The organism is Streptomyces sp. JNUCC 64, from assembly GCF_054484115.1.
Genome location: NZ_CM137015.1, coordinates 3224447 through 3249986, shown reverse-complemented (window position 1 = coordinate 3249986; position 25540 = coordinate 3224447). Strand labels below are relative to the sequence as shown.

Genomic DNA, 25540 nt, shown 5'->3' with positions numbered 1-25540 from the left:
ACGGGGCCGGGTTCGGGACCGGGTCCAGAGACGGGGACGGTGTGGCGGCCGTGGGGCCAACAGGGTCAGTGGAACCCGTGGGGCCGAAGGGGCTGACGCAACCGGTAAAGCCAGCAGGGCCAGCTGGGCCAATTAGGTCAACGCGGTCAACAGGACCAGTGGGGCCAATAGGACCGATTAGGCCAACGCGGCCAACAGGACCGGTGGGGCCGACAGGGCCAGCGGAACCCGTACGGCCAAAGGGACTGACGCGATCGGCGGGGCCAGCAGGGCCAATAGGACCAATTGGGTCAACGGGGTCAACGGGGTCAACAGGACCGGTGGGACCGACAGGACCGCCAGGGCCGACGGAACCGGCAAGACGGCCCCCAAGCGCGGGGCGGCCCGCCCGGGGCCTGTACCTGCCGGGGGACTCCCCGGTCCACGCCCTCCCCCCGCACGCCAAGATCGCGGCGGTGTTCTGCTTCGTCGTGGTGGTCGTCGCCACGCCCCGGACCGCGCTCGGGGCGTTCGCGGGGTACGCGGTCCTGCTGCTCGTGGTCGCCCGGCTGGCCCGGGTGCCGCTGGGCACACTGGCGCGGCGGCTGCTGATCGAGGTGCCGTTCGTCGCGTTCGCCGTGCTGCTGCCGTTCGTCGCGGAAGGGGAGCGGACCGTCGTCCTCGGGCTGCCGCTGAGCGTCGAGGGGCTGTGGGGCGCGGTGAACGTCCTGGTCAAGGGCACCCTGGGGGTCGCCGCCTCGGTACTGCTCGCCGCGACCACCCCGCTGCGGGACCTGGTGCGGGGACTGGAGCGGCTGCGGCTGCCGGGCCCGCTGGTCCAGATCGCGATGTTCATGGTCCGGTACGCGGACGTCGTCACCGACGAACTGCGCAGGATGCGGATCGCCCAGCTGTCCCGGGGCGCGGGGGACAGCCGCCCCCGCCACTGGGCGGTCCTGGCGCGGACCGCCGGGGCGCTGTTCGTCCGCTGCTACGAACGGGGGGAACGGGTGCACCTGGCGATGCTCAGCAGGGGGTACACCGGAACACTGCCCACCACCGAGCGCACCACCACGGCGCGCGGCGACTGGGCACGCGCCCTCGCGTTGCCCCTCGCCGCGGGGCTGGTGTGCGCGGGGACCCTGGGCGCCGGGGCGTGGCCGTGGTGACCCGGCGGCCACCCGGCTCCGACACGCCGCCACCCGACCCCGTCTCGCCGCCACCCGGCCCCGACGCGTCGCCGCCCCCCTCGCTGGACGTCCGGGGCCTGGCCTACGCCTACCCGGACGGACACCAGGCCCTGTACGGGGTGGACCTGCGGATCGAGCGGGGCGAACGGGTCGCGCTGCTGGGCCCCAACGGCGCCGGGAAGACCACCCTGGCCCTGCATCTGAACGGGGTGCTCACGGCGGGCGCGGGCACCGTGGAGGTGGCCGGGCTGACGGTCGGCCCCCGTACGGTCCGGGAGGTCCGCCGCCGGGTGGGCATCGTCTTCCAGGACCCGGACGACCAGCTGTTCATGCCCACCGTGCGGGAGGACGTGGCGTTCGGCCCCGCCAACGCCGGGCTGCGCGGCGCGGAACTGGCCGACCGGGTCGCCGAGGCCCTCGACCTCGTCGGCATGACCGCGCACGCGGACCGGGCCCCGCACCACCTCTCGTTCGGGCAGCGCCGCCGGGTCTGCGTGGCGACGGTGCTGGCGACCCGTCCCGAGGTCCTCGTCCTGGACGAGCCCTCCTCCAACCTGGACCCCGCCTCCCGCCGCGAACTCGCGGACGTGCTGCGCGCCCTGGACCTCACCGTGCTGATGGTCACCCACGACCTCCCGTACGCCCTGGAGCTGTGTCCGCGCGCGGTGATCCTCAGCGAGGGGGTCGTCGCCGCCGACGGTCCGACCGGTGCGCTGCTGCGCGATCCGGAGCTGCTGGGACGCCACCGGCTGGAGCTGCCGTTCGGCTTCGACCCCCGGACCGTGCCGCCGTCGGGGGCGGACGCCGGACGGTGACGGGAATCGCCGTACCTTGGGTGGGCGTTACACACGATGCCACCGAGGACGGGGGAACGGGACCCATGACCACCGAAGCGAGCGCGCCCACGACCGGAACGGATGCTTCCGCGCCTTTGCCGCGCACCCCGGACCGGCCCCCCGCCCTCCCGGCGCCGACGTCCGCACCGGTACCGGTACACGGAGTGGTCGCCCCGGGCTTCGAGGGCGTCCGGGAGGCGTTCACGCGGAACTTCACCGACCGGGCGGAGGTCGGAGCCGCGCTGGTGGTGCACCGGGACGGGCGCAAGGTCGTCGAGCTGTGGGCGGGCGCCCGCGACATCGACGGCGACCCGTCCGGCCACCCCGGCCGCCCCGACGGCGGCCCGTCCGGTCACGTCTACGGCGACCCCGATCCGTCCGGCCACCCCGACCCGTCCGGCGGCCCGGATCAGGACGGCGGCCCGGTGAAGCGTGGCCCGGACGGCGGTCCGACCACGGACGACGGCACGGGGCGACGAGGCCCGGGCGGCGCGCCCTGGGCCCGGGACACCGCGCAGCTCGTGCGCTCCGTGACCAAGGGCGTCGCCGCGGCGGCCCTGCTCCTGCTGCACCAGCGCGGCGCGCTCGACCTCGACGACCCGGTCGCCGCGTACTGGCCCGAGTACCGGGCCGAGGGCAAGGGCGCCACCACCGTCCGGCACGTGCTCGCGCACCGGGCCGGGGTACCCGCCCTGGACCGTCCGCTGACCCCGGCCGAGGCCGCCGACCCGGAGCTGACCGCCGCCGCCCTCGCCGCGCAGCGCCCGTTCTGGACGCCGGGCACCGACCACGGCTACCACGCCCACACCTTCGGCTGGCTGACGGCGGAACTCGTCCGGCGGGTGACCGGGGTGCCGTTCGGGGAGTGGGTCGACACCCATCTCGCCCGGCCCCTCGGCCTCGACCTGTGGGTGGGGCTGCCGCCCGGCGAGGCCCACCGGGTGGGCCGGGTCGGGTCCGCCGAGGCCCCCGCCGCCGCGTCCGACGGGCCCCGGCTGCGGCCCCGGCGCAACGTCTCCGAGGCGTACGCGGACCCGGACTCGCTCACCCGCCGGACGTTCGCCGCGATCACCCCGGCGCCCGACGAGAACGCCCCCGCGTACCGGGCGGCCGTGCTGCCCGCGTCGAACGGGATCATGACGGCCGGGGCGCTGTCCCGTTTCTACGCGGCGCTGACCGGTCCGGTGGACGGCGGTCCGGGCCTGTTCGAGCCGGGGACGCTGGCCCTGGCGCGGGCCGAGGCGTCGACGGGCCCGGACCGGGTCCTCGTCATCAACACCCGGTTCGGCGCCGGGTTCATGCTGCACGGCCCCGCCTCCCCGCTGCTCGGCCCGGGGTCGTTCGGGCACCCCGGGCGCGGTGGCCCGCTGGGCTTCGCCGACCCGGAGAGCGGGATCGCCTTCGGGTACGTCACCAACGGGCTGCGCAAGTCCGTCACCTCCGACCCCCGGGCCCAGGCGCTGGTGCGGGCGGTCCGGGCGGCGGTGAGCGGCTGAACCCCGCCGGGCCGGGCGGGTCCGCGGGTCCCGTTCGCCCCGGTCGGGTCCGCCGGGTCCGGGTCGCGCCGGGCGGGTCCGGGCGGTCCCGCACGGGCGGTCCGACTCCGTACGGCGCTTCCGCCCAAAGCCTCCGCCCAAAGCCGCTGCCCAAAGCCGCTGCCCAAAGCCGTTGCCCAAAGCCGTTGCCCAAAGCCGTTGCCCAGTGAGAGCCGCCCAGCGAGCCGCCCCAGCGCGCCGTCCCGAGAGCCCCCGTCCGGGGATTCCGTCCCGGCTCTCGATCCGGAGTGATCTTGCCGGGTAGGTTCCGGTCATGACACGCAGGTTCGAGGGACACGGGGTAATGGTCACCGGCGCGGGCCGGGGCATCGGCGCGGCGACGGCCCGGCGGTTCGCCGCCGAGGGGGCGGGCGTCCTGGTCACGGACGTGGACGCGGAGGCGGCCGACCGGCTCGCCGCCGCGCTGCGGGACGAGGGCGGCACCGCCGAGGCGCTCCGCTGCGACGTGGGCCGCGGCGAGGACGCCCGAGCGGCGGTCGCCCGGGCCGTCGAGGCGTTCGGCACGCTGGACGTCCTGGTCAACAACGCCTTCGCGGCCACCGACGAGCCGCCCCGGCTGGAGGACCTGACCGACGAGGACTGGACGCGCGACCTCGACGTCACGCTGACCGGCGCGCTCCGCTGCGCGCGGGCCGCGATGGGGGCGCTGGAGTCGTCCGGGCGCGGGGCGATCGTCAACATCGGCTCGGTCAACGGCCTCCAGGACTTCGGCGGCCACGCGTACAGCGCCGCCAAGGCGGGCCTGATCTCCCTGACCCGGACCCTCGCGGGCCAGGTCGCGGACCGGGGCGTACGGGTCAACCTGGTCGCCCCCGGCACGGTGCGGACGCCCGCCTGGTCCGAACGGGGCGAGGACGTGGACCGGGTGCGCGCGCTGTACCCGCTGGGACGGGTCGGGGAACCGGAGGACATCGCGGCGGCGGCGGCCTTCCTGGCCTCCGCCGACGCGGCGTGGATCACCGGGGTCACCCTGCCGGTGGACGGCGGCATCCTGGCCGTCAACACCGCGTTCCGGACGACGGCCTGGCGCGACTGACGCCGTTCCCTCCGGGCCGGACGCGACCGTCCACAACGGGACCACCCAGGTGCGGGTGGCGGCCGACCGGCCCGGGGGTCGGCAGGTTCCGGGCCGCCCGTGATCACCCGGGTGATCACGGGCGGCCCGCCCCGCACCAGCCCCGCGCCCCGTCCGCTGCCCCGAGGACGAACGGGTCGGCCTCGCCGTGCCCAGCCCGACTCCAGGTCCCCCACGGCGTCGGGCTCAGATGCCGGAATCGGCCCAGGTGTCGAGCCGTCGTCGCAGATGGCGGCGTTCGACGTCGTTCCGGGCGGCACCGAGCGCCTGGTGCATCAGCTGCCGTGCTTCGGCGTGCCGACCGAGCCCGGCGGACAGTTCGGCACGGAGCAAGAGCAGCCGGTGGTCCCCGGGAGCGGCCTGGACGTCCCCGAGGGCGGCCATGCCCGCGGCGGGCCCGCGGGCCAGGGCGATCGCGGCGGCCCGGTTCGCCAGGACCGCCGGGGACGGAGTCCGCTCGGCGAGCCGGTCGTAGAGGGTGACGATGGCCTCCCTGTCCGGCACGGGCTGGACCTGGAGGGCGGCGATGCCCGCCTCCAGCACCCAGCGGCCGGGGCGGTCACCGCTTCGGCGAAGGGCCCGGGTGGCGAGGTGGAGTCCATGGTCGATGTCGTCCCACCGCCAGCGGCCGCGATCCTGATCGGCGAGCAGGACCAGGACGTCGCCGTCGGTGCGGGCGTCCCGCCGGGCGTCGGTGAGCAGGAGCAGCGCCGACAGCCCGAGGACCTCGGGTTCGTCGGGCAGCAGTCTGCGCAGCAGGGCCGCCAGACGGAGTGCCTCGTCGCACAGGGTGGCGCGGAACAGCGCCGGGCCCTCGACGGCCGTGTGTCCTTCGGTGAACACCAGGCCGATGACGGTCAGTACGGCGTTCAGACGGTCGGGCCAGGCCGAGCGCGGCGGGATGTCCAGCGTGATCCCGGCGTCGCGGATCTTGCGTTTGGCCCGGACCACGCGCTGGGCGACGGTCGGTTCGGTGGTGAGCAGCAGACGGGCGGTCTCGGCAGCGGTCAGCCCGCACAGCAGGCGCAGCGCGAGCGGTACCTGGGCGGAAGGCGCGAGGGCGGGGTGGCAGCAGGTGAAGATCAGCCGGAGGAGGTCCTCGGCGGCGGTGTCGGACCAGTGGACGGCGGCGAACGGGTCGTCGGGGTCGCTGACGCTGTCGGCCGCCGGAGCGTCGCGCAGTTCATGGGCGAGGGTCGAGAGTTTGCCGACGGCGACGCGGTCGCGGCGCAGCCGGTCGAGGACCTTGCGGCGGGCGGTGGTGTGCAGCCAGGCGCCGGGACGGGCGGGAATCCCGTCCCGGGGCCAGGTCTCGAAGGCCGCGGCCACCGCCTCGGCGGCGGCTTCCTCGGCCCGGTCGAGGTCGCCGGTCCACCGGGCCAGGGTGGCGACCAGCGTGGGCCACTGGGCCCGGTAGACGTGTTCGACGGCGGTCTCGACCGGGTCCGGCATCCGTCAGCCCAGCTCGGCCAGGGAGCGCACCTCGACCGAGCCGAAGTCCGCCGCGGGGCAGTCGGCCGCGTACTTCAGCGCGGTGTCCAGGTCGGCCGCCTCCACGATCCAGAAGCCGCCGAAGGACTCCGCCAGTTCGGCGTAGGGCCCGTCGGTGAGCAGGACGTCGCCCTGCCGGTTGCGCACCGTGGTCGCCGTGTCGGCGGGCTGGAGCTGCTCCGCGCCGCGCAGCACCCCGGATTCGGCCAGCGCCGTGGTGAAGCCGACGAAGCGTTCCATCGCGGCCTGGAACTCCTCCGGAGCCAGCTCGGTCAGGGCGGAGTCGTCGACGTGTGACATCAGGATGTAGCGCATGGTGTTCCCTCTCCTCGCGGCGGCGGTACCGCCTCTCGTCTGTTCGACGCGCGAACGGACGGGGTTTCGACAGCGTAGGACACGTGTCTTTCAGCTGTTCTCGGGTTGTTCCTCGGTGGGCCGGGAGACGTGGCGCCCGTGCGGCGGGTCCATCGGGACGGCCCGGCTGCTCAGGCGAACCGCGCCCGCAGCGCGGTGAGGGTCTTGTCCATCGCGGTACCGGCCCGCCGGGGGATCCCGACGAGCCGTACCAGCCACCGGACCCGCTTGGCGGTGTAGTCGAACGTCTCCGTGACCTCGCTACCGCCGGGCACCGCCCGCACCTGCCATCGCCACACGTGCCGACCCCGGTGCCGCCACGCGATCAGGGCGTCCCGCTCGAACTCCACGACGGTGTTGGTGGTGGTGTAGCCCTTCATCCGCATCCGGAACACCGAGCCGAGCTCCAGTCGCTCCGGCGCCTCGACGACGCCCCGCACCTCGCCGGTGCCGTCCAGACCGACGTGCTCGTCCGGCGCGGTCAGCAGGGCGAAGACCACCGACGGCGCGGCGCCGACCTCCGCCCGGCGGCTCACCAGCGCCGTGGCGGTCTTCCCGGGGCGAGTGCTCATACGGTCCTCCTGTGACGTCGTGCGCGGCAGCCGTTCGCCACCCGCTCACTTCCCTGACGCCCGAGCGGCCCCCGTTTCGACACCGCCTCGTGAATCTCCGTCGAGGAGTTTCCGTGCGGGTGGTGAACGCGCCGGACCAGGGCGAACTCACCCATCGGCACGCGGACGTGCGGCACCCGTTCCGGCGTTACGCTGGGAAACCGTCGGGCAGCCCCTTCGGAAGGCTGTCCGCGGGCCCCGGGTGGACCGGTTCCGAGCCGTCCACCCGGGGTTTCCGTTTCGCGGTGGGTCCGTGCGCGGTGGCCGGTGCCCGACCGGGACGAGGACTTCGCCCGCCCGTCCCCCTTCGGCGGCGGTCGGACGGAAACGGCGGAGGACGCCGCCCCGCGCGCGGCGGGCCCGGGCCACCCCCCTCAGACCAGCATCAGCCCGATGCCCAGGGCCAGTACCGCCGAGGCCGCCACCCGGGCCGCCCCGAACCGTTCGCGGAACAGCAGCGCGCCGATCGCCGCGCCGACGATGATGCTGGACTCCCGCAGCGCGGCGACGGGCGCCAGGGCGGCGCGGGTCTGGGCCCACAGGACCAGCCCGTACGCGAGGACGGAGAGCCCCGCGCCCAGCAGTCCCACGGCGGCGTGCGGGCGCAGCCGCCCGGGGAGGCCGCCGCGCCAGCGCCACAGCGCGTAGAGGGGGACGGCGAACCCCTCCAGGATCAACAGCCAGGCCAGATAGCCGAGGGTGGTGCCGGAGGCGCGGACCCCGACGCCGTCCACGACGGTGTACACCGCGATGGACACCCCGGTGGCCAGCGCCGCGACGATCGCGGGCCAGTCGGGGCGGCGCCCGCGCAGCCCCCACAGCGCCACGCCCGTGAGCCCCGCGCAGGCGACCAGGATCCCGGCGCCCTGCCAGGTGCCCGGGTACTCGTCGGCGAACACGGCGGCCAGGGCGGTGACCATCAGCGGCGCGCTGCCCCGGGCGATCGGGTACGCCTGCCCGAAGTCCCCCAGGGCGAAGGACCGCATCAGCAGCGCCTTGTAGGCGATGTGCAGGACCACCGACGCCACCAGGTACGGCCAGGCCCCGGCGGCGGGCAGCGGGACGAAGGGCGCGACGGCGAGGCCGGTCAGGGCCCCGCCGCCGGATATCAGGGTGAGGCCGACGAGCTTGTCGGTGATCCGGTGCGCGATGGCGTTCCAGGACGCGTGGGTGACGGCGGCGAGCAGCACGGCGGCGGCGACCAGCGGGGTCACCGGGCCGCCACCCCGCCCGGGCGGCCGTGGGCGCGCGCCGCCCCGCCCGGTCGGCGGCGTTCCGCCAGGTCGCGGGGGTTCACCGCCCCGTTCGGACGGCACCGCCCCGTATGGCCATAGGGGCTCACCGCCCCGCCCGCGCATCGGCGTTCCGCCCGGTCGCGGGTGGCTGCCGTCCCGCCCGGACGGCACCGTTCCGCGTGGCTGCCGGGGTCCACCACCCCGTTCAGCCCGTGGCCTTCAGCAGCTTCGCGACCAGCGGGCCCGCCGACTTGCCGCCCCGGCCGCCCTTCTGGACCACGGCGGCCCCGGCCACGTCGCCGCGCCAGGCGGTGAACCAGCCGTTGGGCTTCTTCTGGCCGTCCACCTCGGCGGAGCCGGTCTTCGCCCCGACGTCGGCGCCGAGCCCGGCCATCGCCTCGGCCGCCGAGCCGGACGTGGCGGTGTAGCGCAGGAGTTCGCGCAGCTGGCGGTGGGCGTCGGCGTCGAGCTTGCGGGGGGCGGTGGCCAGGGCGCGGTCGTCCACCTCGGGCGCGACCAGATAGGGCTGGGCGAAGGTGCCGGTCTTGGCGGTCGCCACGACGCTCGCCATGTTCAGCGGGTTGGCCCGCACCCCGCCCTGACCGATCAGCGAGGCGGCCTTGGGCGCGTCCCGCTGGACGGGCACCGCCCCGTCGAAGGTCGGCACCCCGATGGCCCAGTCGTCGCGTCCCAGGGCGAACACGTCGCGGGCGTGCCGGGTGAGGTCGTCGTCGCGCAGCTTCTTGGCCCGGGAGATGAAGGCGGTGTTGCAGGAGGACGCGAAGCTGGCCCGGAAGGTGCCGTTCTTGATCTTGAACTTCTCCAGGTTCTGGAACTTCCAGCCGCCGTAGGAGGCGTACTTGGGGCACGGGTGCTTCTTGTCGATGCCCGCGAGGTCCTTCTCCAGCAGCAGCGCCGCCGAGACGATCTTCATGGTGGAGCCGGGGGCCAGCGAGCCCTGGAAGGCCACGTTGAAGCCCTCGGGACGGGAGTTGGCGGCCGCGAGTATCTCACCGGTGCTGGGCTTGAGGAGCACCACCGACGCCCCCGGCCGCTTGGCGGTCTCCCGCTCGGCGGCGGCCTGGGCCTCCGGGCTGATGGTGGTCTTCAGGGAGCCCGGGGTGCCCTCGGCGAGGGTCAGCAGGGTCTTGTCGGGCAGCTCTTCGGTCTTCTCCGCGTCCGCGCCCGCCGCCTTGGTGCCGGTGGTGTCCTTCTCCGGCCCGTCGCCCTTCGCGCGGACGATCCGCAGCTCGACGCCTGCCGAGCCGCCCGCCTTGTCGCCGTAGCGGTCGCGCAGCGCGTCCAGGACGCCGCCCAGCGAGGGGTACTTCTCCGGGGTCAGCTCGGCGCCGGAACGGTCCAGGGCCTTGATCGGCGGGGTGCCCGACTCGCCGGTCACCAGCCGGTCCCCGGCCTTCAGTTCGGGGTGCGCCACCGAGGGGCGCCAGCCGACGAACACCTTGCCGTCGACGGGGCGCCGCACCACGGTGAGCGCGGAGGAGTAGTCGAGGGGCTTGCTGTGTCCCGCGTGGGTGACGGTCGCCTTGACGTCGAACGGGAGACGGGCGCCCTTGCGGGGTCCGGGGGTGAGCGTCACCGCGCTGAAGCGGGCGTCCCGGGTGAGGCCGGTGAGCGCGGCGCGGGCGGCGGGCGCGTCGTCGGTGAGGGCGGCGGCGCGGGCGGTGTCCCCCTTGCCCCACGCGGTCAGGAACGCCTTCCCGGTCTCGGTGACCTCGGCGGCGGTGGGCGGCCCCTTGGGTATCCGGGGTTCCGAACCGGACCCGTCGCCCAGCAGCGTCCAGGCGGCGAAGCCGGCCCCGCCGACGACCACCACCCCCGCGATCACTCCGCCCAGCAGGGCGGGCCGTCGCGTTCCGGTTCCGGGGCGCTCGTCGCGCCTTCTCTTGCCCACACGTCCTCCGTCGTTCCGCTGGTCCGCTGACCAGCTCTTCCGCACCGCCGTACCGCCGCCGTGCCGCTGCTCCGCGCGGTGGTCGTCCCGCGTGGCGGTCGCTTCCCGGCGGTGTCCGTGGTCCCGCCCCGGATGCCGTGGCCCCCCACCCGTTCACCCTAGGGCCTGTCGGCACACCGCCCCGGCCGCCGGAACGGGGCCGGGCCGGATGGTGGCCGGACGATGGCCGGACGGCGACCCGTCGACGAACCCCCGTACGGCGACGCCGGTTTCCCCCACGAGTGAGGAGACCGCCCGCGTCCGTACGGTTCCACTTCGGACGAAACCGGCGAGCCGCACGCAAAACGCTTGGACGTTCCCGGGCGGAGGCGACAGGAGAGACAGGTAGAGACAGGAGAGACAGGTGGGCGGGGAGGCGAAGGGGGACGAGGTCAGCCCCCGGCGCGCAGCACGTCCGCCACGATCGGTCCGGCCGATTCGCCGCCGCGTCCGCCCGCCTCGGTGACCGCCGCCACCGCCAGGTCGCCCCGGTAGCCGACGAACCAGCCGTTCGCCTTCGCCTGCCCGGCGACCTCGGCGGAGCCGGTCTTCGCCCCGATGTCCCCGCTGAGCCCGGCCATCGCCTTGGCGCCGGTCCCGTTGGTGGCGGTGGCCGACATCATCCGCCGCAACTGCGCGACGGTGCCGGGGGCGAGGCCCTCGGCGGTGGCGAACGGCCGGTCGTCCAGGGTCCTCGGCACCACGTACGGCTGACGGAAGGCGCCGGTCATCGCGGTCGCCGTCACCGACGCCATCGCCAGCGGGCTCATCTGCACCCGCCCCTGTCCCAGGGCGTTGGCCGCCCGGTCGGGGCCGGAGTCCCCGGGGACCCGGCCGTCGAAGGAGGCGATGCCGGTGCGCCAGTCGTCGCGGCCCAGCCCGAAGCCGTCCCGGGCGGTCTCGGTGAGGGAGGCGTCGGTCAGCGGCTCCTCGCCCATGAGGTCGATGAACGCGGTGTTGCAGGAGCGCCGGAAGCTGTCCTGGAGGTCGGCCGAGGGGTTCGCGGCCAGACCGGTGACGTTCTTGAACGTCTGCCCCTGCCACACCGTCGTGTCGGGGCAGGGCGCCGGACCGTCGGCGGTGGCCACCCCGTTCTCGATCAGGGTGGCCGCGGTGACGATCTTCATGGTGGAGCCGGGCGCCAACTGCCCCTGGAACGCGGCGTTGAAACCGTCGTCCCGGTGGTTGGCGACCGCCAGCACCTCGCCGGTGCTGGGCCGCACCGCCACCACCGACGAATCGGGGTGGCGCCGCACGGCCCGCTCGGCGGCCCGCTGGACCGGTGCGCTCAGCGTGGTGCCCAGTTCGCCGGGCCTGCCCTCGGCGAGGGTGACCAGCGGGGTGTCCGGCACCTCACCGGTGTGCCGGACCGCCAGCTCCACCCCCGGGGTGCCGCCCACCCGTTCCCCGTACGTCTCGCGCAACTGGTTGAGGACGGGGGCGAGGGACGGGTACTTCTTCCGGGTGAGCACCCGACCGTCCCGGTCGACGGCGTTCACCCCGGGGGCGGACGCCGTACCGGTGACCAGGGCGTCGTCCTTCTTCCGCAGCGCGGGGTGCACCACGCTCGGCTTCCAGTCGACCAGGGGCAGACCCGTCGTCACCCCGCGCACCACGGTCAGCCGGGTCGTGTACGACACCGGCTCGCTCAGCCGCTCGTGGGTGACGGTGGCGCGCACCGTGTAGGGGACGGTGGTGCCCCGGACCTTCCCGGGGGTGATGCGGACGTTGGTGAGGCCCGCCGCGTCCTTGAAGCCGATGAACACCGGGCGGGCCGACGCCGCGTTGTTGGTGGCCGCGGCGGCGGCGCCGGTGTCGCCCTTCTGCCAGGCGGCGAAGAACCGCTTGGTCACCGAGTCGACCTCGGCCGCCGTCGGCGGCCCCTTCGGCAGCCGTTCCTCGTCCGCGCCCAGGCCCAGCCCGCCGATCAGCGTGTAGCCGCCGTAGGCCGCGCCGCCGAGCATGGCGGCGAACACCCCGCCGACGATCGCCGTCTTCGCTCCGTTGCGCATGCCGTCCTCTCCTGGTCCGCCCGTACCCGGGGCAGTGCGCGAGCCGTGTCGGAAGCCAGCGTAGAGGGCGTGTGTGTGCGCTGGGTGACGGGAGCGGTGCCGAGAGGGACGGAGAGGGGGACGGGAGGGGGGCGGGGCGGCGACGGCGGGGACGGCGGGTCCTTCCGGACGGGGCCTCAGGTCGCCCGGGGCCCCGGGGCGTTCCGGTCAGGCCGTGGGGGCGCGCCGTCGCGCCGGGGCGCCCGCGCGTTCCACCAGCAGCCAGCCCGCCACCGCCATCGCGACCGCGACCGGGGCCGTCACCCGCACCGCGACCAACAGGGCGCTGTGCCCGTCCAGCAGACCCGCGAAGCCGACCAGGGAGAGCCCGAGCACCCCGAGCAGCGCCAGGGTCACCCCCACCGCCGCCACCGGGCCCGCGCCCCGGCGCGCCACCGTGCCGGACGCGCCCCCGCCGGGCCGCTCGAACCGTCCGAACACCGCGACCAGCAGGGCCGTCAGCGCCACGGCGGCGGCCAGCCGCAGCGGCACCTGCGCCCACCACACCCCGGAACCCGGCTCGGGCAGCGGCACCTCCAGCGCGATCAGCGCCCCGTACACCCCGAGCATCGCCGTCAGGTGCCACAGGAACGCGGTCATCGACAGCCCGCCCGCGACCACCACGCCCCGCCAGACCCGCCGCCGGGCCAGCAGCCGTCCGGCGGGCCCGCGCAGCAGTTCCACCGCGCCGACCAGCCAGAGTCCGTGGCAGAGCAGGGCCAGGGTGGGCGGGGCCATGTTGGAGAGCCGCTCGCCCGGCATGCCCACCATGGAGAGCGGATACGGGCCGAGGGCCACCAGCAGCGCCGCCCCGGCGAGCCCCGCCCCGGCGAGGACGACGGGCGCGCGCAGCCGTCCGTCGGCGCGCAGGAAGCCCAGTTGGTGGACGGCGAGCCAGACGAACGCGAAGTTCAGGAACTCCACGTAGGGCACGTCCAGCGCCAGCCGCAGCACGTCGACCGAGGCGGCGGCGCCCGCCAGCGCGGCGAACGCGCCCCAGCCCCACCGGGCGTGGGCGCGCAGCAGCGGCGGGGTGAGCGCGGCCATCGCCAGATAGATCCCGACGAACCACAGCGGCTGGGTCACCAGCCGCAGCGCCGGGTCCAGCAGCGCGCCGTCCACGTCGGAGAGTTGCAGGGCGAGCGCCGCCGCGCCCCACACCAGGACGAACGCCATGGTGGGGCGCAGCAGCCGGCGCAGCCGGGCCCGCAGGAACGCCGCGTACGGGGGCGGTCCCGGGGTCCGGGCGGCCAGCGAACGGTACGACAGGGCGTGGACGAAGCCGCCCACGAAGAAGAACACCGGCATCACCTGGAACAGCCAGGTGAGCGCCTGGGCCCCGGGGAGGGCGGTGAGGAGGTTGCCCACCTCGGCCGCCCCGTCGTCCCCGAGGGTCACGGCGGCCATCAGCCAGTGCCCGAGGACCACCACCCCCAGCGAGGCGACCCGCAGCAGGTCCGTGCACCGGTCCCGGTGCGCGGGGGTCGCGTCGGCCAGCCGGTCCGCTTCCCGAAGACGTGTTCCCATACGGGTACGGTCGCCCGGCCCGCCCGGGCGCGGACAGGGCGCGGGTACTCAGTTCACGTCTGAGTATCCGCCAGGACCCGGGCGTAGCGCAGCTTGTCGAGGACGGCCCCGCCGTCGTGGTCCTGGGTGACGGTGCCGTCGAAGCTCCAGCCCGCCGTCTCGTAGAACCGTCGCGCCCGGGTGTTGTCGGCGAGGACCCACAGCGTGGCCTCCCGGTACCCGGCCGTCGTCATCGCGGTCTCCACCGCGGCCATCAGTTCCCGTCCGACGCCGGTGCCCCAGTGGTCGGGGTGGGCGTAGAGGGCGGACAGTTCTCCCTGACGGGGGTCCTGTCCGGTCGGGCGGTAGCAGGCGAACGCGGTGATCCCGGGACGGTCCCCGGCGCCGTGGCCGGTCCCGTCCGTGACGTCGTCCTCGGCGACGAGGACGCCCGCCCCGGGGTCGGCGGTGGCCACCGCGATGTGCCCCTCCCAGGTCCGGGCCTTCTCGACCGGGTCCAGGGCGTCCAAGTGGTGCGCGGGGACGATCCCCGCGAACGCCTTCTGCCACGCCCGTACGTGCACCCGCGCGACTCCCGCCGCGTCCGCGGCCAGCGCCGCCCGAATCCTCATGCGGACCATGGTGGGTTCCGGGGCGGGGTCGGTGCCACCGGTTATCGGCGGGGCCGTCCCGCCCGTCGGACGGCCGGGACGCCCCGCACCCGGGCCCGGTCGCGCGGTCGTGGCCCACCGGCCCGCGCTGGACGACGCTCCCGGGCGCCGACGCACGCCGGGGGCGTGCGCGGAGGGTTCCCGCGCCCGGCGCGTGGACGGCGCTGGTCCCGTATCGACGTCGTCGTGCCGTTGCCGTGCCGTGCCGTGCCGGGCGCCCGTCCGGGTGGCGTTCCGGTCCGGGGTCGGGGTCAGCGGTCAGCGGGGCAGGACGGTCGCTCCGGGGGCGGGGGAGGTGGTCACCCGGGCGGTGCGGCAGAGGCCGCCGGAGCGCAGGGCCTCGGCGACGGTCTCCCCGGCGGCCGGGTCCTTGACCAGGAACGCCGTGGTGGGGCCGGAGCCGGAGACGATCCCCGCGAGGGCACCGGCCTCCCGGCCCGCCTCCAGGGTGCGCGCCAGCGACGGGAACAGCGACAGCGCGGCGGGCTGGAGGTCGTTGACCAGCGCCCCGGCCAGCGCGACCGGGTCGCCCCCGCGCAGCGCGTCCAGCAGACCGGGCGCGGCGGTGGGTTCGGGCACGGCGGTGTCCGCCGTCAGCCGGTCGAACTCCCGGTACACCGCGGGTGTCGACAGTCCGCCCTCGGCCGCCGCGAACACCCAGTGGAAGGTGCCGCCGACCTCCAGGGTCCGCAGCCGCTCCCCGCGTCCGGTGCCGAGCGCGGCCCCGCCGACCAGGCTGAACGGGACGTCGCTGCCCAGTTCCGCGCAGAGTTCCAGCAGTTCCCCGCGACTCGCCCCGGTGCCCCACAGGGCGTCGCAGGCGAGCAGGGCCCCGGCCGCGTCGGCGCTGCCCCCGGCCATGCCCCCGGCGACCGGGATGTCCTTCGCGATGTGGATCCGCACCCGGGGCTCGCGCCCGTACCGCGCGGCGAGCAGTTCGGCGGCGCGCCAGGCGAGGTTGCTCCGGTCCAGCGGCACCTGGGCGGCGTCCGGCCCGGAGCAGGTGATCCCCGGGGCGTCCGCCGGGGTGACGGTGACCTCGTCGTACAGCCCGACGGCGAGGAACGTGTTGGCCAGGTCGTGGAAGCCGTCGGGGCGGGCGGCGCCCACCGCGAGCCCCGCGTTCACCTTGGCGGGGACCCTTACGGTGACCCCCTCCGCCGGGGTGCGCGGGGCGTCCGGGGCGGGGCGGGACCGGTCGGCGGCGCGGGACTGGTCGGCGGCGCGGGACTGGTCGGTGGTCATCCGGCCGCGCCCTCCGTCCCGGTTCCGTCGGGTCCGGCGCCACCGTCGGTCCCGTCGGCCTCATCGGCCTTGTCGGTCCCGCTGGCCCCGCTGGCCCCGTCCGACCCGGCGTCCGTGGTGCCGTAGTCCCTCGTGGACGCGTCCCGCTTCCCGGCGGGTCCGTGCTCGGCGATCCGGGCGAACTCCTCGACGGTCAGCGACTCGCCCCGGGCCTGCGGGGAGACCCCGGCGGCCACCAGCGCGGCCTCGGCCGCCGCCGCCGAACCGGCCCATCCGGAGAGCGCCGCCCGCAGCGTCTTGCGGCGCTGCGCGAACGCCGCGTCCACCACCCGGAAGACCTCCGCCCGGCTGGCGGTGGTGGTCAGCGGTTCGGCGCGGCGGACCAGCGAGACCAGTCCGCTGTCGACGTTGGGCGCGGGCCAGAACACGTTGCGGCCGATCGACCCGGCCCGCTTGACCTCCGCGTACCAGGCGGCCTTCACCGACGGCACTCCGTACACCTTGGACCCGGGCGCGGCGGCCAGCCGGTCGGCGACCTCGGCCTGCACCATCACCAGGGTCCGCTCGATGGTGGGGAACCGCTCCAGCATGTGCAGCAGCACCGGCACGGCGACGTTGTAGGGGAGGTTCGCGACCAGCGCGGTCGGCGCGGGGCCGGGCAGCTCGGTGACCCGCAGGGCGTCGCTGTGGACGAGCGAGAAGCGGTCCGCCCGCCCGGGCAGCCGGGCCCCGACGGTCGCGGGCAGCGCCGCCGCCAGCGTGTCGTCGATCTCGACGGCCGTGACGTGCTCGGCGGCCTCCAGCAGCGCGAGGGTCAGCGAGCCGAGCCCCGGCCCCACCTCGACCACCCGGTCCTCGGGCCGGACACCGGCCGTGCGGACGATGCGGCGCACGGTGTTGGCGTCGATGACGAAGTTCTGGCCGCGCTGCTTGGTCGGCTTCACGCCGAGCGCCGCCGCCAGCTCGCGGATGTCGGCGGGACCCAGGAGCGGATCGGGTTCGGTGCGTGGGCCGGTGCCGGGGCCGGTGCCTGGATCGGTGCTGGGGTCGGTGCTGCTCACCGGTCAAGGGTACGGTCCCCGGGCCGTCGGCCCGACCCGACCACGGCTGACCCGCCCCGCCCGCCGCCGGGCGGGCGCGGCTCCGTCGCCCGGCGGCGGGCGGGCCTCAGTACCCGAAGGCGCGGGCCGTGTTCGCGGCGATCGCCGTCGCCAGCGTGTCCTCGTCCACGCCCCGCACCGCCGCCATCGCCCGCAGGGTGACGGGGATCAGGTACGGCGCGTTGGGCCGTCCCCGGTAGGGCGCCGGAGTGAGGAACGGCGCGTCGGTCTCCACCAGGACCAGTTCCGCGGGCGCCACCGCGAGGGCGTCCCGCAGCGGCTGGGCGTTCTTGAAGGTGACGTTCCCCGCGAACGACATGTAGTAGCCCCGCCGGGCGCACTCCTCCGCCATCTCCGCGTCCCCCGAGTAGCAGTGGAAGACGGTCCGCTCGGGCGCGCCCTCCTCCGCCAGCACCCGCAGCACGTCCTCGTGGGCGTCCCGGTCGTGGATGACCAGCGCCTTGCCGTGCCGCTTCGCGATCTCGATGTGCGCGCGGAACGAGCGCTCCTGCGCGGCCCGCCCCTCCGGACCGGTGCGGAAGAAGTCCAGACCGGTCTCCCCGACCCCCTTGACCTGGGGGAGCGCCGCCAGCTCGTCGATCACGGCGAGCGCCGCGTCCAGGGCCGCCTCCCCGCCGGGCGGCCGGGCGCCCTGCCGGGACCAGCCGTCCGGGTCGCCCGCCACGATCCGGGGCGCCTCGTTGGGGTGCAGGGCCACCGTGGCGTGGACGGACGGGTGCAGCGCCGCCGTCTCGGCCGCCCACCGGGACCCGGCCAGGTCGCAGCCGACCTGCACGACCGTGGTGACGCCGACGGCCGCCGCCTTCGCCAGGGCCTCCTCCACCGTGCCCGACTGCATGTCGAGGTGGGTGTGCGAGTCGGCGACCGGCACCGCCAGGGGGGCGGGCGGCGGCGGGGGAGCGTCCTTGTCCGTCCTGTCCGTCCTGCTCGCCCTGTCGGGAGCCCCCGTCTTGCCCGCCTTGCCCGCGCCGGGCTGCGGTGCCGACGGGGTGCGTGCTGCCGACGGGGTCTGCGAGGACTGCGGGGTGTCCGGGGCGTCCGGGGACTGCGGGGTCTGCGGTGTGGCGGGCATGTCCCGATCCTACGAATCCCGTGGACCGCTCCCGGACCCCGTCGACCGCGACCGGCCCGGCGGGGGTCACCCGGGCCGGGCCGGTCGCGGTCGACGGTCCGGGGGCCGGGGGGCCGGGACCCGGCCGTGTCAGTCCGCCGGGCCGTCCTGGCGGCTGTCTTGGCCGCCGTTCCGGTCGCCGTGGTCCCCGTGGTGGCGGAACGGATGCAGCAGGTGGGAGAAGCTCCAGTGGTGGTGGGGCCGGTGCGCGGGGTCCGCCGTGGCCCGTGCCGGGCCGGGGTCGTCGTCCCCGTCCGCCTCCGCCTCCATCTGGCCGATCGGACCGGCCGCCCCGATCACCGGTCCCGGCAGGGACCCGGGCTTGCGGCGGCGCGGGTGCGCGCCCTCCGGGCCGCGCAGCAGGTTCAGCACCGAGGACACCTGTCCGGCCCGCATGATGCGGACCACCTGCCCACCGCAGTTCAGGCAGCTGGGACGGCTCAGCGGAGACGGCACCCGCTGCCCGTCCGCCAGATAGGTCACGTACGCGTGGCCCTCGGCGTCGACGTGGTGCTCTATCTCGTACGACTGCTCCCAGCCGTGCCCGCACCGCATGCAGGCGAACGCGTACGACTCGTGGACGACGGCGGTCGCCGTGCCGGGGTGACCGGTCCCTGCGATCTCACTCATGCCAGCTCCTCTTGTCCTGCGGACAAGCGCCGCCGGGCGCCGGGTGCGGCCGCGGCGGCGTCGTGGGGGACGGGTACGTCCTCCTCACCCCAGTGGACGCTTCTCCCGAGCCGGGCGCATCAGGCCTGTCGAGTGTTGGAGCCGATTTGGTCCGTTCGTTTCCCAGGGGGCCGGTGCGCGGGCCTCGCTTTGCCATCCACGGTAGTCCTTTGCCCGTGTTTGGCGCTCACCGAGACGTGTTCTTTGCCGCCACGACGGCGTCGAAGACCTCCCGCTTGGGCACCCCGGCCGCCGCCGCCACCGCCGCGATGGCCTCCTTGCGCCGCTCGCCCGCCTCCTCGCGCTCCCGCACCCGGCGCACCAGCTCCTCCGGCCCCAGGTCGGCGGGGCCCGGCTCGGGGGCGCCCTCCACGACGACGGTGATCTCCCCGCGCACGCCCTCGGCCGCCCACTCGGCCAGCTCCGCCAGCGGTCCCCGCCGGACCTCCTCGTACGTCTTGGTCAGCTCCCGGCAGACCGCCGCCCGGCGCCCGGGGCCGAACGCCTCCGCCATCGCGGCGAGGGTGTCGGCGAGCCGGTGCGGCGACTCGAAGTAGACGAGGGTGCGCCGCTCCGCCGCGACCTCCCGCAGCCGGGACAGCCGCTCGCCCTGCTTGCGCGGCGGGAACCCCTCGAAGCAGAACCGGTCGACGGGCAGCCCGGACAGCGCCAGCGCCGTCAGCACCGCCGACGGGCCCGGCACCGCGGTGACCCGGATCCCGTGCTCCACGGCCGCCGCGACCAGCCGGTAGCCCGGGTCGGACACCGACGGCATGCCCGCGTCGGTCACCAGCAGCACCCGGGAACCCGCCGCGAGGGCCTCCACCAGCTCCTTCGTCCGGGCGCTCTCGTTGCCCTCGAAGTACGACACCACCCGGGCCGTCACCGGGACGCCGAGGCCCTGGGCGAGCCGCCGCAGCCTGCGGGTGTCCTCGGCGGCGATCAGGTCCGCCGCGCCCAGCTCCGTCGCCAGTCGCGGCGGGGCGTCCGCGAGGTCCCCGATCGGAGTTCCGGCCAGTACGAGAGTCCCACCCACAGCGTCAGTCACCCTCCCAGTCTCCCAGCTCGCCCCGCCCTCCCCGGCCGCCCCGCGCGCGTCCCCCGGCGACCGGCCGCCCCCGCCGCGTCCCTTCCGGCGTCCCCCGCCACTCAGGCCGTCGCCTCCGCCGCCCCCTACCGTTCAGGCCGCGTCGCCCTCGCCGTGTCGCCCCGGCTCCCGCCTCGCCCCTGCCGCGCCCCGGCTCCCGCCTCGCTCCGGCCGTCGGCCCTGCCGCGCCCCCGCTCCGGCCGCCGCCTGGAAGGGCCCACGGGGAGGTCACCCGGGGGCATCGCCAGGGGCACCCCCTAGGGCCACCGCCGGGAACGGCCACCGGGGAAGCCCCCGGCACGCCGTCCGGGCGCCGTACCGGGGCGTCGCCGGGCGCCGCCCGGGGGCGTGAGCGCCGCCCGGCGACGCGCCCCCCGGAGGACGGGGACGGGGGCGGCGCCGCACAGCCCCGTTCCCTACGATGGCGCGGTGACGAGTACCGCGTCCCCGACGGACACCCGGCAGGACCAGCCCGCCGCACCGCACCCCCCGGCCTGGCGGCACCGCATGCGCCGGTTCGGTCACACCCCGCGCCCCCGCGCCGACCTCCGCGACCACCTGGTGCCCCCGTACGCCGAGCCCGGCCCCCGGCTGTGGACCGTCCTCGGGGTGCCCGCCCGCGCGGTGGGTCCGCTGCTGCGCTGGTCGGCCTGGCTGGGGCCGCTGCTGGTGGCCGTCTTCGCGGGGCTGCTGCGGTTCTGGCAGCTCGGCAATCCGAAGGCGGTGATATTCGACGAGACGTACTACGCCAAGGACGCGTGGGCGATCATCCACCGCGGGTTCGAGCTGGACTGGAAGTCGAAGACCGCCAACGAGGACATCCTCGACCACGGCGCCGCCGTCGCCCTGCCGGAGAACGCCGCCTACGTGGTGCACCCGCCGGTCGGGAAGTACCTCATCGGCGTCGGCGAGTGGCTGTTCGGGCTGGACCCGTTCGGCTGGCGGTTCATGACCGCCGTGCTCGGCACCCTCTCCGTGCTGATGGTGTGCCGCATCGGACGGCGGCTGCTGCGCTCCACGTTCCTCGGCTGCCTCGCGGGCTTCCTGCTGGCGATCGACGGACTGCACTTCGTGATGAGCCGCACCGCGCTGCTCGACCTCATCGTGATGTTCTTCGTCGTCGCGGCCTTCGGCTGTCTGCTGGTCGACCGGGACCGGACGAGGGCCCGGCTGGCCGCCGCGCTACCGGTGGGCGAGGACGGCACGCCCCGCCCCGACGCCCGGATCGCCGACGCCCTGCGGCTCGGCTGGCGGCCGTGGCGGATCGCGGCCGGGGTCTGCCTCGGCCTCGCCTCCGCGACCAAGTGGAACGGCCTCTACTTCCTGGCCGCGTTCGCGCTGATGTCGGTGCTGTGGGACGTCGGCTCCCGCCGGGTCGCGGGCGCCGAGCGGGCCTGGCTGTCGGTGCTGAAGCGGGACGTCTGCCCGGCCTTCCTCGCCACCGTCCCCGTCGCGATCGTCACCTACCTCGCCACCTGGGCGGGGTGGATCCTCTCCCCGGACGACGGCCGGGGCGGCTACTACCGCGACTGGGCCGCCGTCCAGGGCGGGGGCGGTGCCTGGGGCTGGCTGCCCGAGTGGCTGCGCAGCCTGTGGCACTACGAGTCCCAGGTCCTCACCTTCCACAAGGGCCTCAGCGACCCCCACCGCTACGAGTCCAACCCGTGGAGCTGGATCGTCGCCGGACGGCCCGTCTCGTACTACTACGAGCCGCTCACCCCCGGCACCGACGGCTGCCCGGAGGGCACCACCGACAAGTGCGCCAGCGAGGTCCTCGCCCTCGGCACCCCCCTGCTGTGGTGGGCGGCCTGCTTCGCGCTGCTCTACCTGCTGTGGCGGTGGGCGCTGCGCCGCGACTGGCGGGCCGGGGCGATCCTGTGCGGGGTCGCCGCCGGGTACCTGCCCTGGTTCCTGTACCAGGAGCGGACGATCTTCTACTTCTACGCGGTCGTCTTCGTGCCGTTCCTGTGCCTGGCGGTGGCGATGATGGTCGGCGCGCTGCTCGGCCCCAAGGGCTCCACCGAACTGCGCCGCACGGCGGGCGCGGCGGGAGCCGGGGTCCTGGTCCTGCTCATCATCTGGAACTTCGTCTACTTCTGGCCCATCTACACGGCCCAGCCCATCCCCATCGACTCCTGGCGGGCCCGGATGTGGCTCGACACCTGGATCTAGCTGCGAAAAGGACCAGCCGCTGACCAACGACGACCGTCCCACGACGGTCGTCGTTGGTCGTTGTCGGTGGTCGTCGGTCCCTGTCGGACGGCCCAGGGACGGCCCCGGCCGGGAGGGCGGAGGAGGGCTGGCGGTCGAACCGTTCTCGGGTGCGGGCTCTGGCTTGTCGCTTGTCGGGTGGTGGTGTTCTGGGAGTGTCTCCGGCGTGGAATCCGGGTTCTGACCTGCTGGACGACAGGCGACAAGACAAGCGACAAGCGACAAGGGGGCGACAAGCGGCAGGGGCGGCGGCGCTGTGTGGGTGTCGGTCTGTCCGGTCGCCTGTCACCTGTTCTCTCAGGGGGGTGGGTGGCCTCTTCGGGGGTGGAACACCCTGTTGACCTGGGGGTGACAGGTGACAGACAGGTGTCAGGTGACAGGCGGGGAACAGGTCGGGTGACAGGTTCCCGGGCTGGCGGGTCCAGGGCGGGGAGAGGGCCGCAGCTCTCCGCTGGCCGGGGGATGGGGCTGTCCTCGGGGTTGCCGGGTGTGACGTCACATGTGATGGCCGCGTCACACCCGAACCCTTAGGCGGGAGCGGGTGTGACGCGTCGGCACACCGGCCGTCACACCGGTCCGCACACCATCCGCACACCCCTGCGGCGGGGCCCGCACGCCTTCCGCACGGTGGGCCGCACACCAGCCGCACACCGTCCGCACGGCTGCTGGCGCTGTGCGGACGGTGTGCGGCGCGGAGGTGTCGGAGCGGTCCGGGAGCTCTGCGGCTGGGGGTGGTTCACCACGGCTTTTCAGAGGGGGAGGGGCGGCGTGTGGGCCTGCCCCGGCCTCCCCCTGAAAAGCGTCTCTTTCTCTCTTCTAGAGAGTTGAGAGGTAACAGCGTCCGCAGCGTCCGCCGGGCCTGGCGTACCCCGTCTGGCCTGCGCTTTCCCTGCGGACGCTAAGGGAAATGGCCAGCGTCCGACAGTGTCCGCAGCGTCCGCACCCCTCTCCCGCCTCTAAGAGGTGTTTCCGCAGGTCACAGCCTCTCTTAGGAGGAGAGAGGGTGCGGACGCTGTAGGACGCTGGCCCCCAGTGGTGAAGACGAAGAGGCCACCCCGCGGCGCCGGGGGTGGCCTCTTCCTGGACGACAAGCAAGAGGAGCACCAGGGCGCCCGGGTGCTCCTCTTGCTTGTCGTGTGCCGCCGACGACGGCGAAACAGCGGTGGGGGGGGGGTCAGCGCTCGCGGAGCGAGCTGCCAAAGGGTTGGCGGCCGTGCCGCTCCGTATGGTCTTCAGCACCTGGGGAGACGTAGGCCACGGCTTCCGTCTGCTGGCCTTCCCCAAAGCGGTGAGCGATTGGCCCAAGCTCAAGCCAGCCAAGACGTCGATAGAGACGGATCGCTGAGAGGTCTTTGCGCATCACATCAAGCACCAGACGCAGGCCGTGTGCTTGGGCGTAGCTCTCGGCGGCCCGCACAAGGCGCTCACCCGTAGCTTGCTTCCGCGCGTCGGGGGCAACGAAAAGGCGAGCGAGCACGCCCACCGCATTCTCAACTTCTCCGCTCTGACTGACCCAGAGGGCTACCGCGCTTTCTCCCGTAGGTCGTGTGACAGCGACATGCCCGACCACTCGTCCCTCGCGCACGGCCACCCATGCTTTCAGCAGACCGTTCGGTGAGAGCCAGACTTCCGGGTGATCTACGCCTTCCACTGGATAGCCGTCGACGTCGTGAACGGAAACCAGCGCGGCAGCGGCTTGCGGAATATCCGAGCTGTTTCGTAGGCGAATGGCCGTCAGTTGCTTCTCATCGCGATTCAACCCGGTTTCCTTTTCGTTCGGGCCGTTATTGAACGGGGAGTTCGTACATGAGGCCGGTGAGGTCAGCACGGTGCACGTATCGAGAGACCTCGAACGGCTCTCCATCCTGGTCGAGGCTGGTGTGCATCACTTCGAGCACGGGCACGCCCGGCGGGAGCTGGAGAACGCCAGCTTCATGCGGGGTCGGCATGCGGGCGATGATCTCGTCTCGAATGGATGTCATGACGTGGCCAAGCTCCTCAAGGCGCCCGTAGATGCCGTTTGGGCCGCTCTTCGCCTCCATGAGGAGAGTCCCTTGAGCTTCCGCCCATCGAACGTAAGTGGACACAATCTGAACGGGTTCATCGTCCGCGAAGTAGTGGTTCTCCCTGTGGACGACGCTCTCCTCATCTGGGGCCACGTTAAGGCGTTCCGCGACGTCCGCAGGGGGAATTTCGCGAAGAATCGACGGGACGTCAATTCGCGGCTCTTTTCCTTGCCGCTTCGCCTCCAGGCGGAAGGGGGTCAGTCCCGTGGCCCGATTTTTGGGCGAGTAGCGGTCGCTGCCGAACCGGAAGAGACGGCGGGGTTCTCGGACGAATACGCCTTTGCCGTGCCGAGCGATCACCAGTCCCTGTTCGGAGAGGAGTCGGACGGCTTCCCGGGCGGTGTTGCGGGCGGCGCGGTACCGCTCGGCTAGCGCTCGCTCCGACGGGAGCTTGTCCCCGGCGCGGAGTTCGCCGGACTCGATGGCCGAGCGCAACGCGTCCGCGATGCGCCTACTCGCAGGCTGGCTGCTGCTGAGGTTCTCGGGGCTCGTCATGACACCAGCATACGACTGGCTCAAGCCAGTGGGTTGACTCGCTCGCTCGGCGCATGCTCAACTGGCTCAAGCCAGTAACTGGCTCAAGCCAGTGGGAGCGGCGTCCCACCTCCAAGTAAGCCGCCGCTCCCCTACCCGTGAAGGGGTTCTTCCATGATGCCTGGAGTTGTTGGGGTGGAGCATGTGGGGTTGCCGTTGGTGGCTCCGGTGGCGGGGTTGGATGTGTTCGGTTCGCCGGGGGCGGGTGAGCCGGTTCGGGTGGCTGTGCGGGTGAGTGCGCGTTTGTCGTTCGCGGAGTTGCTGGGGCTGTTGGTGAACCACGGTTCGCTGTCGGTGGGGGAGCTGGGTGATGACGCGGCGGTGCTGGAGTGCCTCCAGTACGCGGTGCTGGACACGGACCTGCGGACGATGGAGCGGCAGGCCGGGGAGGCCATGGCGGCGTTGGGCGGGGCCCGTGGTGTCGGGGTCGCCGGGTATGTGGGTGCGGTGGCCGTCGCGGTGACGCGGGTGTTCGGGGTGTCGGCGTGAACGCGGGGACGACGGCTGTGGCCGTGGCGGTGGACGTGTCGGAGCTGACGTCGGCCGAGCGGACGGTGGCCCTGTACGTGTCGGACATGCCGACCCGGCGCCGGTACGGCTCGAAGGAGCAGGTGCGGGCCTGGATCGTTCAGGGCGCCGGGCGGCTGGGCCGCAGGGAGCTGAAGCGGCGCGCGCTGTTCTTCAACGGGCACTTCCTGCTGGCGCTGGGCGGGCTGGTCCCGGTTCCGGCTCCGGTGCGGGTTCGGCACGACGAGCGGTTCCCGGACGGGTTCCGGCTGGACGTGGCCGGACAGGCGACGGCGACGAGCGTGTGCTTCGACGGCATGAGCGGGGCCGCGCGGAAGCGGAACGCCATGGCGGAGGTCGACGGACGGTGCCCGTGCCGGGGCACCGGGATGGTGGGCGTCGACATCGACGGCGACCCCGACCTGTCGTACGAGCTGCCCTGCCCGGTCCACCCGGGCCCGGTGTCGCGGGCGGGGTGGTGAG

Annotated in this window: 22 protein-coding genes; 7 read left to right on the top strand and 15 right to left on the bottom strand. The window is 74.5% G+C overall.

From position 1 onward, the window contains the following. The first annotated feature begins 395 nt into the window (after positions 1-395). The 4 genes from cbiQ to ACVWNX_RS13150 all read left to right on the top strand — a co-directional run bounded on the left by cbiQ (position 396) and on the right by ACVWNX_RS13150 (position 4597). The gene (gene cbiQ / locus ACVWNX_RS13165; RefSeq protein WP_454414746.1) at positions 396-1148 is read left to right on the top strand and encodes a cobalt ECF transporter T component CbiQ; all 753 of its coding nucleotides are present in this window, start codon (positions 396-398) and stop codon (positions 1146-1148) included. Between the two features lie 83 nt (positions 1149-1231). After that, the gene (locus ACVWNX_RS13160; protein WP_454414744.1) at positions 1232-1984 is read left to right on the top strand and encodes an energy-coupling factor ABC transporter ATP-binding protein; all 753 of its coding nucleotides are present in this window, start codon (positions 1232-1234) and stop codon (positions 1982-1984) included. Between the two features lie 65 nt (positions 1985-2049). Continuing rightward, complete coding sequence (locus ACVWNX_RS13155) at positions 2050-3501, top strand: serine hydrolase domain-containing protein (protein ID WP_454414106.1); 1452 nt, start codon at positions 2050-2052, stop codon at positions 3499-3501. A 313-nt stretch (positions 3502-3814) separates the two neighbouring features. Beyond that, on the top strand, positions 3815-4597 hold the full coding sequence (locus tag ACVWNX_RS13150; protein WP_454414105.1) for an SDR family NAD(P)-dependent oxidoreductase: 783 nt from the start codon (positions 3815-3817) through the stop codon (positions 4595-4597). A 225-nt stretch (positions 4598-4822) separates the two neighbouring features. Here the strand turns inward: ACVWNX_RS13150 and ACVWNX_RS13145 are convergent, their stop codons facing one another. The 13 genes from ACVWNX_RS13145 to rsmI form a co-directional block, all read right to left on the bottom strand. Then, a complete protein-coding gene (locus ACVWNX_RS13145; RefSeq protein WP_454414104.1) occupies positions 4823-6088 on the bottom strand; it encodes an RNA polymerase sigma factor in 1266 nt (421 codons plus the stop codon). Between the two features lie 3 nt (positions 6089-6091). Beyond that, positions 6092-6442 (bottom strand): YciI family protein, encoded by a 351-nt coding sequence (locus tag ACVWNX_RS13140; protein WP_454414103.1) that lies wholly within the window; start codon positions 6440-6442, stop codon positions 6092-6094. Between the two features lie 170 nt (positions 6443-6612). After that, positions 6613-7053: an SRPBCC family protein gene (locus tag ACVWNX_RS13135; protein WP_454414102.1), complete on the bottom strand. Its 441-nt coding sequence runs from the start codon at positions 7051-7053 to the stop codon at positions 6613-6615. 413 nt (positions 7054-7466) lie between these two features. Continuing rightward, positions 7467-8306 (bottom strand): EamA family transporter, encoded by an 840-nt coding sequence (locus ACVWNX_RS13130; RefSeq protein ID WP_454414101.1) that lies wholly within the window; start codon positions 8304-8306, stop codon positions 7467-7469. A 226-nt stretch (positions 8307-8532) separates the two neighbouring features. Beyond that, the gene (locus ACVWNX_RS13125) at positions 8533-10239 is read right to left on the bottom strand and encodes a penicillin-binding transpeptidase domain-containing protein (RefSeq protein ID WP_454414100.1); all 1707 of its coding nucleotides are present in this window, start codon (positions 10237-10239) and stop codon (positions 8533-8535) included. 431 nt (positions 10240-10670) lie between these two features. After that, positions 10671-12290 carry a penicillin-binding transpeptidase domain-containing protein gene (locus tag ACVWNX_RS13120; RefSeq protein WP_454414099.1) on the bottom strand — a complete coding sequence of 540 codons (1620 nt, stop codon included), beginning with the start codon at positions 12288-12290 and terminating at the stop codon, positions 10671-10673. Between the two features lie 207 nt (positions 12291-12497). Next, on the bottom strand, positions 12498-13856 hold the full coding sequence (locus ACVWNX_RS13115; RefSeq protein ID WP_454414098.1) for an acyltransferase family protein: 1359 nt from the start codon (positions 13854-13856) through the stop codon (positions 12498-12500). Between the two features lie 53 nt (positions 13857-13909). Continuing rightward, on the bottom strand, positions 13910-14467 hold the full coding sequence (locus ACVWNX_RS13110) for a GNAT family N-acetyltransferase (protein WP_454414097.1): 558 nt from the start codon (positions 14465-14467) through the stop codon (positions 13910-13912). A gap of 297 nt (positions 14468-14764) precedes the next feature. After that, positions 14765-15751 (bottom strand): 4-(cytidine 5'-diphospho)-2-C-methyl-D-erythritol kinase, encoded by a 987-nt coding sequence (locus tag ACVWNX_RS13105; protein WP_454414096.1) that lies wholly within the window; start codon positions 15749-15751, stop codon positions 14765-14767. After that, a complete protein-coding gene (rsmA, locus tag ACVWNX_RS13100; protein ID WP_454414743.1) occupies positions 15748-16737 on the bottom strand; it encodes a 16S rRNA (adenine(1518)-N(6)/adenine(1519)-N(6))-dimethyltransferase RsmA in 990 nt (329 codons plus the stop codon). The genes ACVWNX_RS13105 and rsmA overlap by 4 nt, the downstream gene beginning before the upstream one ends. A 181-nt stretch (positions 16738-16918) precedes the next feature. Continuing rightward, complete coding sequence (locus ACVWNX_RS13095; protein WP_454414095.1) at positions 16919-17944, bottom strand: TatD family hydrolase; 1026 nt, start codon at positions 17942-17944, stop codon at positions 16919-16921. Positions 17945-18073: 129 nt separating this feature from the next. Further along, positions 18074-18613: a relaxase family protein gene (locus tag ACVWNX_RS13090; RefSeq protein WP_454414094.1), complete on the bottom strand. Its 540-nt coding sequence runs from the start codon at positions 18611-18613 to the stop codon at positions 18074-18076. A 226-nt stretch (positions 18614-18839) separates the two neighbouring features. After that, positions 18840-19688 carry a 16S rRNA (cytidine(1402)-2'-O)-methyltransferase gene (rsmI, locus tag ACVWNX_RS13085; RefSeq protein ID WP_454414742.1) on the bottom strand — a complete coding sequence of 283 codons (849 nt, stop codon included), beginning with the start codon at positions 19686-19688 and terminating at the stop codon, positions 18840-18842. A 480-nt stretch (positions 19689-20168) separates the two neighbouring features. On the opposite strand from rsmI, the gene ACVWNX_RS13080 reads away from it, so the two are divergent. Beyond that, positions 20169-21911 carry a dolichyl-phosphate-mannose--protein mannosyltransferase gene (locus tag ACVWNX_RS13080; protein ID WP_454414093.1) on the top strand — a complete coding sequence of 581 codons (1743 nt, stop codon included), beginning with the start codon at positions 20169-20171 and terminating at the stop codon, positions 21909-21911. 1213 nt (positions 21912-23124) lie between these two features. On the opposite strand, the gene ACVWNX_RS13075 is transcribed toward ACVWNX_RS13080, so the two are convergent. Together ACVWNX_RS13075 and ACVWNX_RS13070 are read right to left on the bottom strand one after the other, a co-directional pair. Next, a complete protein-coding gene (locus tag ACVWNX_RS13075) occupies positions 23125-23709 on the bottom strand; it encodes a GNAT family N-acetyltransferase (RefSeq protein WP_454414092.1) in 585 nt (194 codons plus the stop codon). Between the two features lie 25 nt (positions 23710-23734). Next, positions 23735-24511, bottom strand: coding sequence for a GntR family transcriptional regulator (locus ACVWNX_RS13070; RefSeq protein WP_454414091.1), 777 nt, complete (start codon positions 24509-24511; stop codon positions 23735-23737). A gap of 270 nt (positions 24512-24781) precedes the next feature. On the opposite strand from ACVWNX_RS13070, the gene ACVWNX_RS13065 reads away from it, so the two are divergent. Together ACVWNX_RS13065 and ACVWNX_RS13060 are read left to right on the top strand one after the other, a co-directional pair. Beyond that, positions 24782-25039, top strand: coding sequence for a hypothetical protein (locus ACVWNX_RS13065; RefSeq protein ID WP_454414090.1), 258 nt, complete (start codon positions 24782-24784; stop codon positions 25037-25039). Beyond that, positions 25036-25539 (top strand): hypothetical protein, encoded by a 504-nt coding sequence (locus ACVWNX_RS13060; protein ID WP_454414089.1) that lies wholly within the window; start codon positions 25036-25038, stop codon positions 25537-25539. Before ACVWNX_RS13065 ends, ACVWNX_RS13060 begins: the two co-directional genes overlap by 4 nt. The last annotated feature ends 1 nt before the right edge of the window (position 25540 follow it).

What these genes read in the sequence shown, in the direction of transcription:
- ACVWNX_RS13095 (WP_454414095.1), bottom strand. Translation starts at nt 17,944, where the DNA reads ATGCCCGCCACACCGCAGACCCCGCAGTCCCCGGACGCCCCGGACACC.
- ACVWNX_RS13155 (WP_454414106.1), top strand. Translation starts at nt 2,050, where the DNA reads ATGACCACCGAAGCGAGCGCGCCCACGACCGGAACGGATGCTTCCGCG.
- ACVWNX_RS13105 (WP_454414096.1), bottom strand. Translation starts at nt 15,751, where the DNA reads ATGACCACCGACCAGTCCCGCGCCGCCGACCAGTCCCGCGCCGCCGAC.
- ACVWNX_RS13120 (WP_454414099.1), bottom strand. Translation starts at nt 12,290, where the DNA reads ATGCGCAACGGAGCGAAGACGGCGATCGTCGGCGGGGTGTTCGCCGCC.
- ACVWNX_RS13110 (WP_454414097.1), bottom strand. Translation starts at nt 14,467, where the DNA reads ATGAGGATTCGGGCGGCGCTGGCCGCGGACGCGGCGGGAGTCGCGCGG.
- ACVWNX_RS13115 (WP_454414098.1), bottom strand. Translation starts at nt 13,856, where the DNA reads ATGGGAACACGTCTTCGGGAAGCGGACCGGCTGGCCGACGCGACCCCC.
- ACVWNX_RS13090 (WP_454414094.1), bottom strand. Translation starts at nt 18,613, where the DNA reads ATGAGTGAGATCGCAGGGACCGGTCACCCCGGCACGGCGACCGCCGTC.
- ACVWNX_RS13140 (WP_454414103.1), bottom strand. Translation starts at nt 6,442, where the DNA reads ATGCGCTACATCCTGATGTCACACGTCGACGACTCCGCCCTGACCGAG.
- ACVWNX_RS13135 (WP_454414102.1), bottom strand. Translation starts at nt 7,053, where the DNA reads ATGAGCACTCGCCCCGGGAAGACCGCCACGGCGCTGGTGAGCCGCCGG.
- ACVWNX_RS13145 (WP_454414104.1), bottom strand. Translation starts at nt 6,088, where the DNA reads ATGCCGGACCCGGTCGAGACCGCCGTCGAACACGTCTACCGGGCCCAG.
- ACVWNX_RS13070 (WP_454414091.1), bottom strand. Translation starts at nt 24,511, where the DNA reads ATGACGAGCCCCGAGAACCTCAGCAGCAGCCAGCCTGCGAGTAGGCGC.
- ACVWNX_RS13150 (WP_454414105.1), top strand. Translation starts at nt 3,815, where the DNA reads ATGACACGCAGGTTCGAGGGACACGGGGTAATGGTCACCGGCGCGGGC.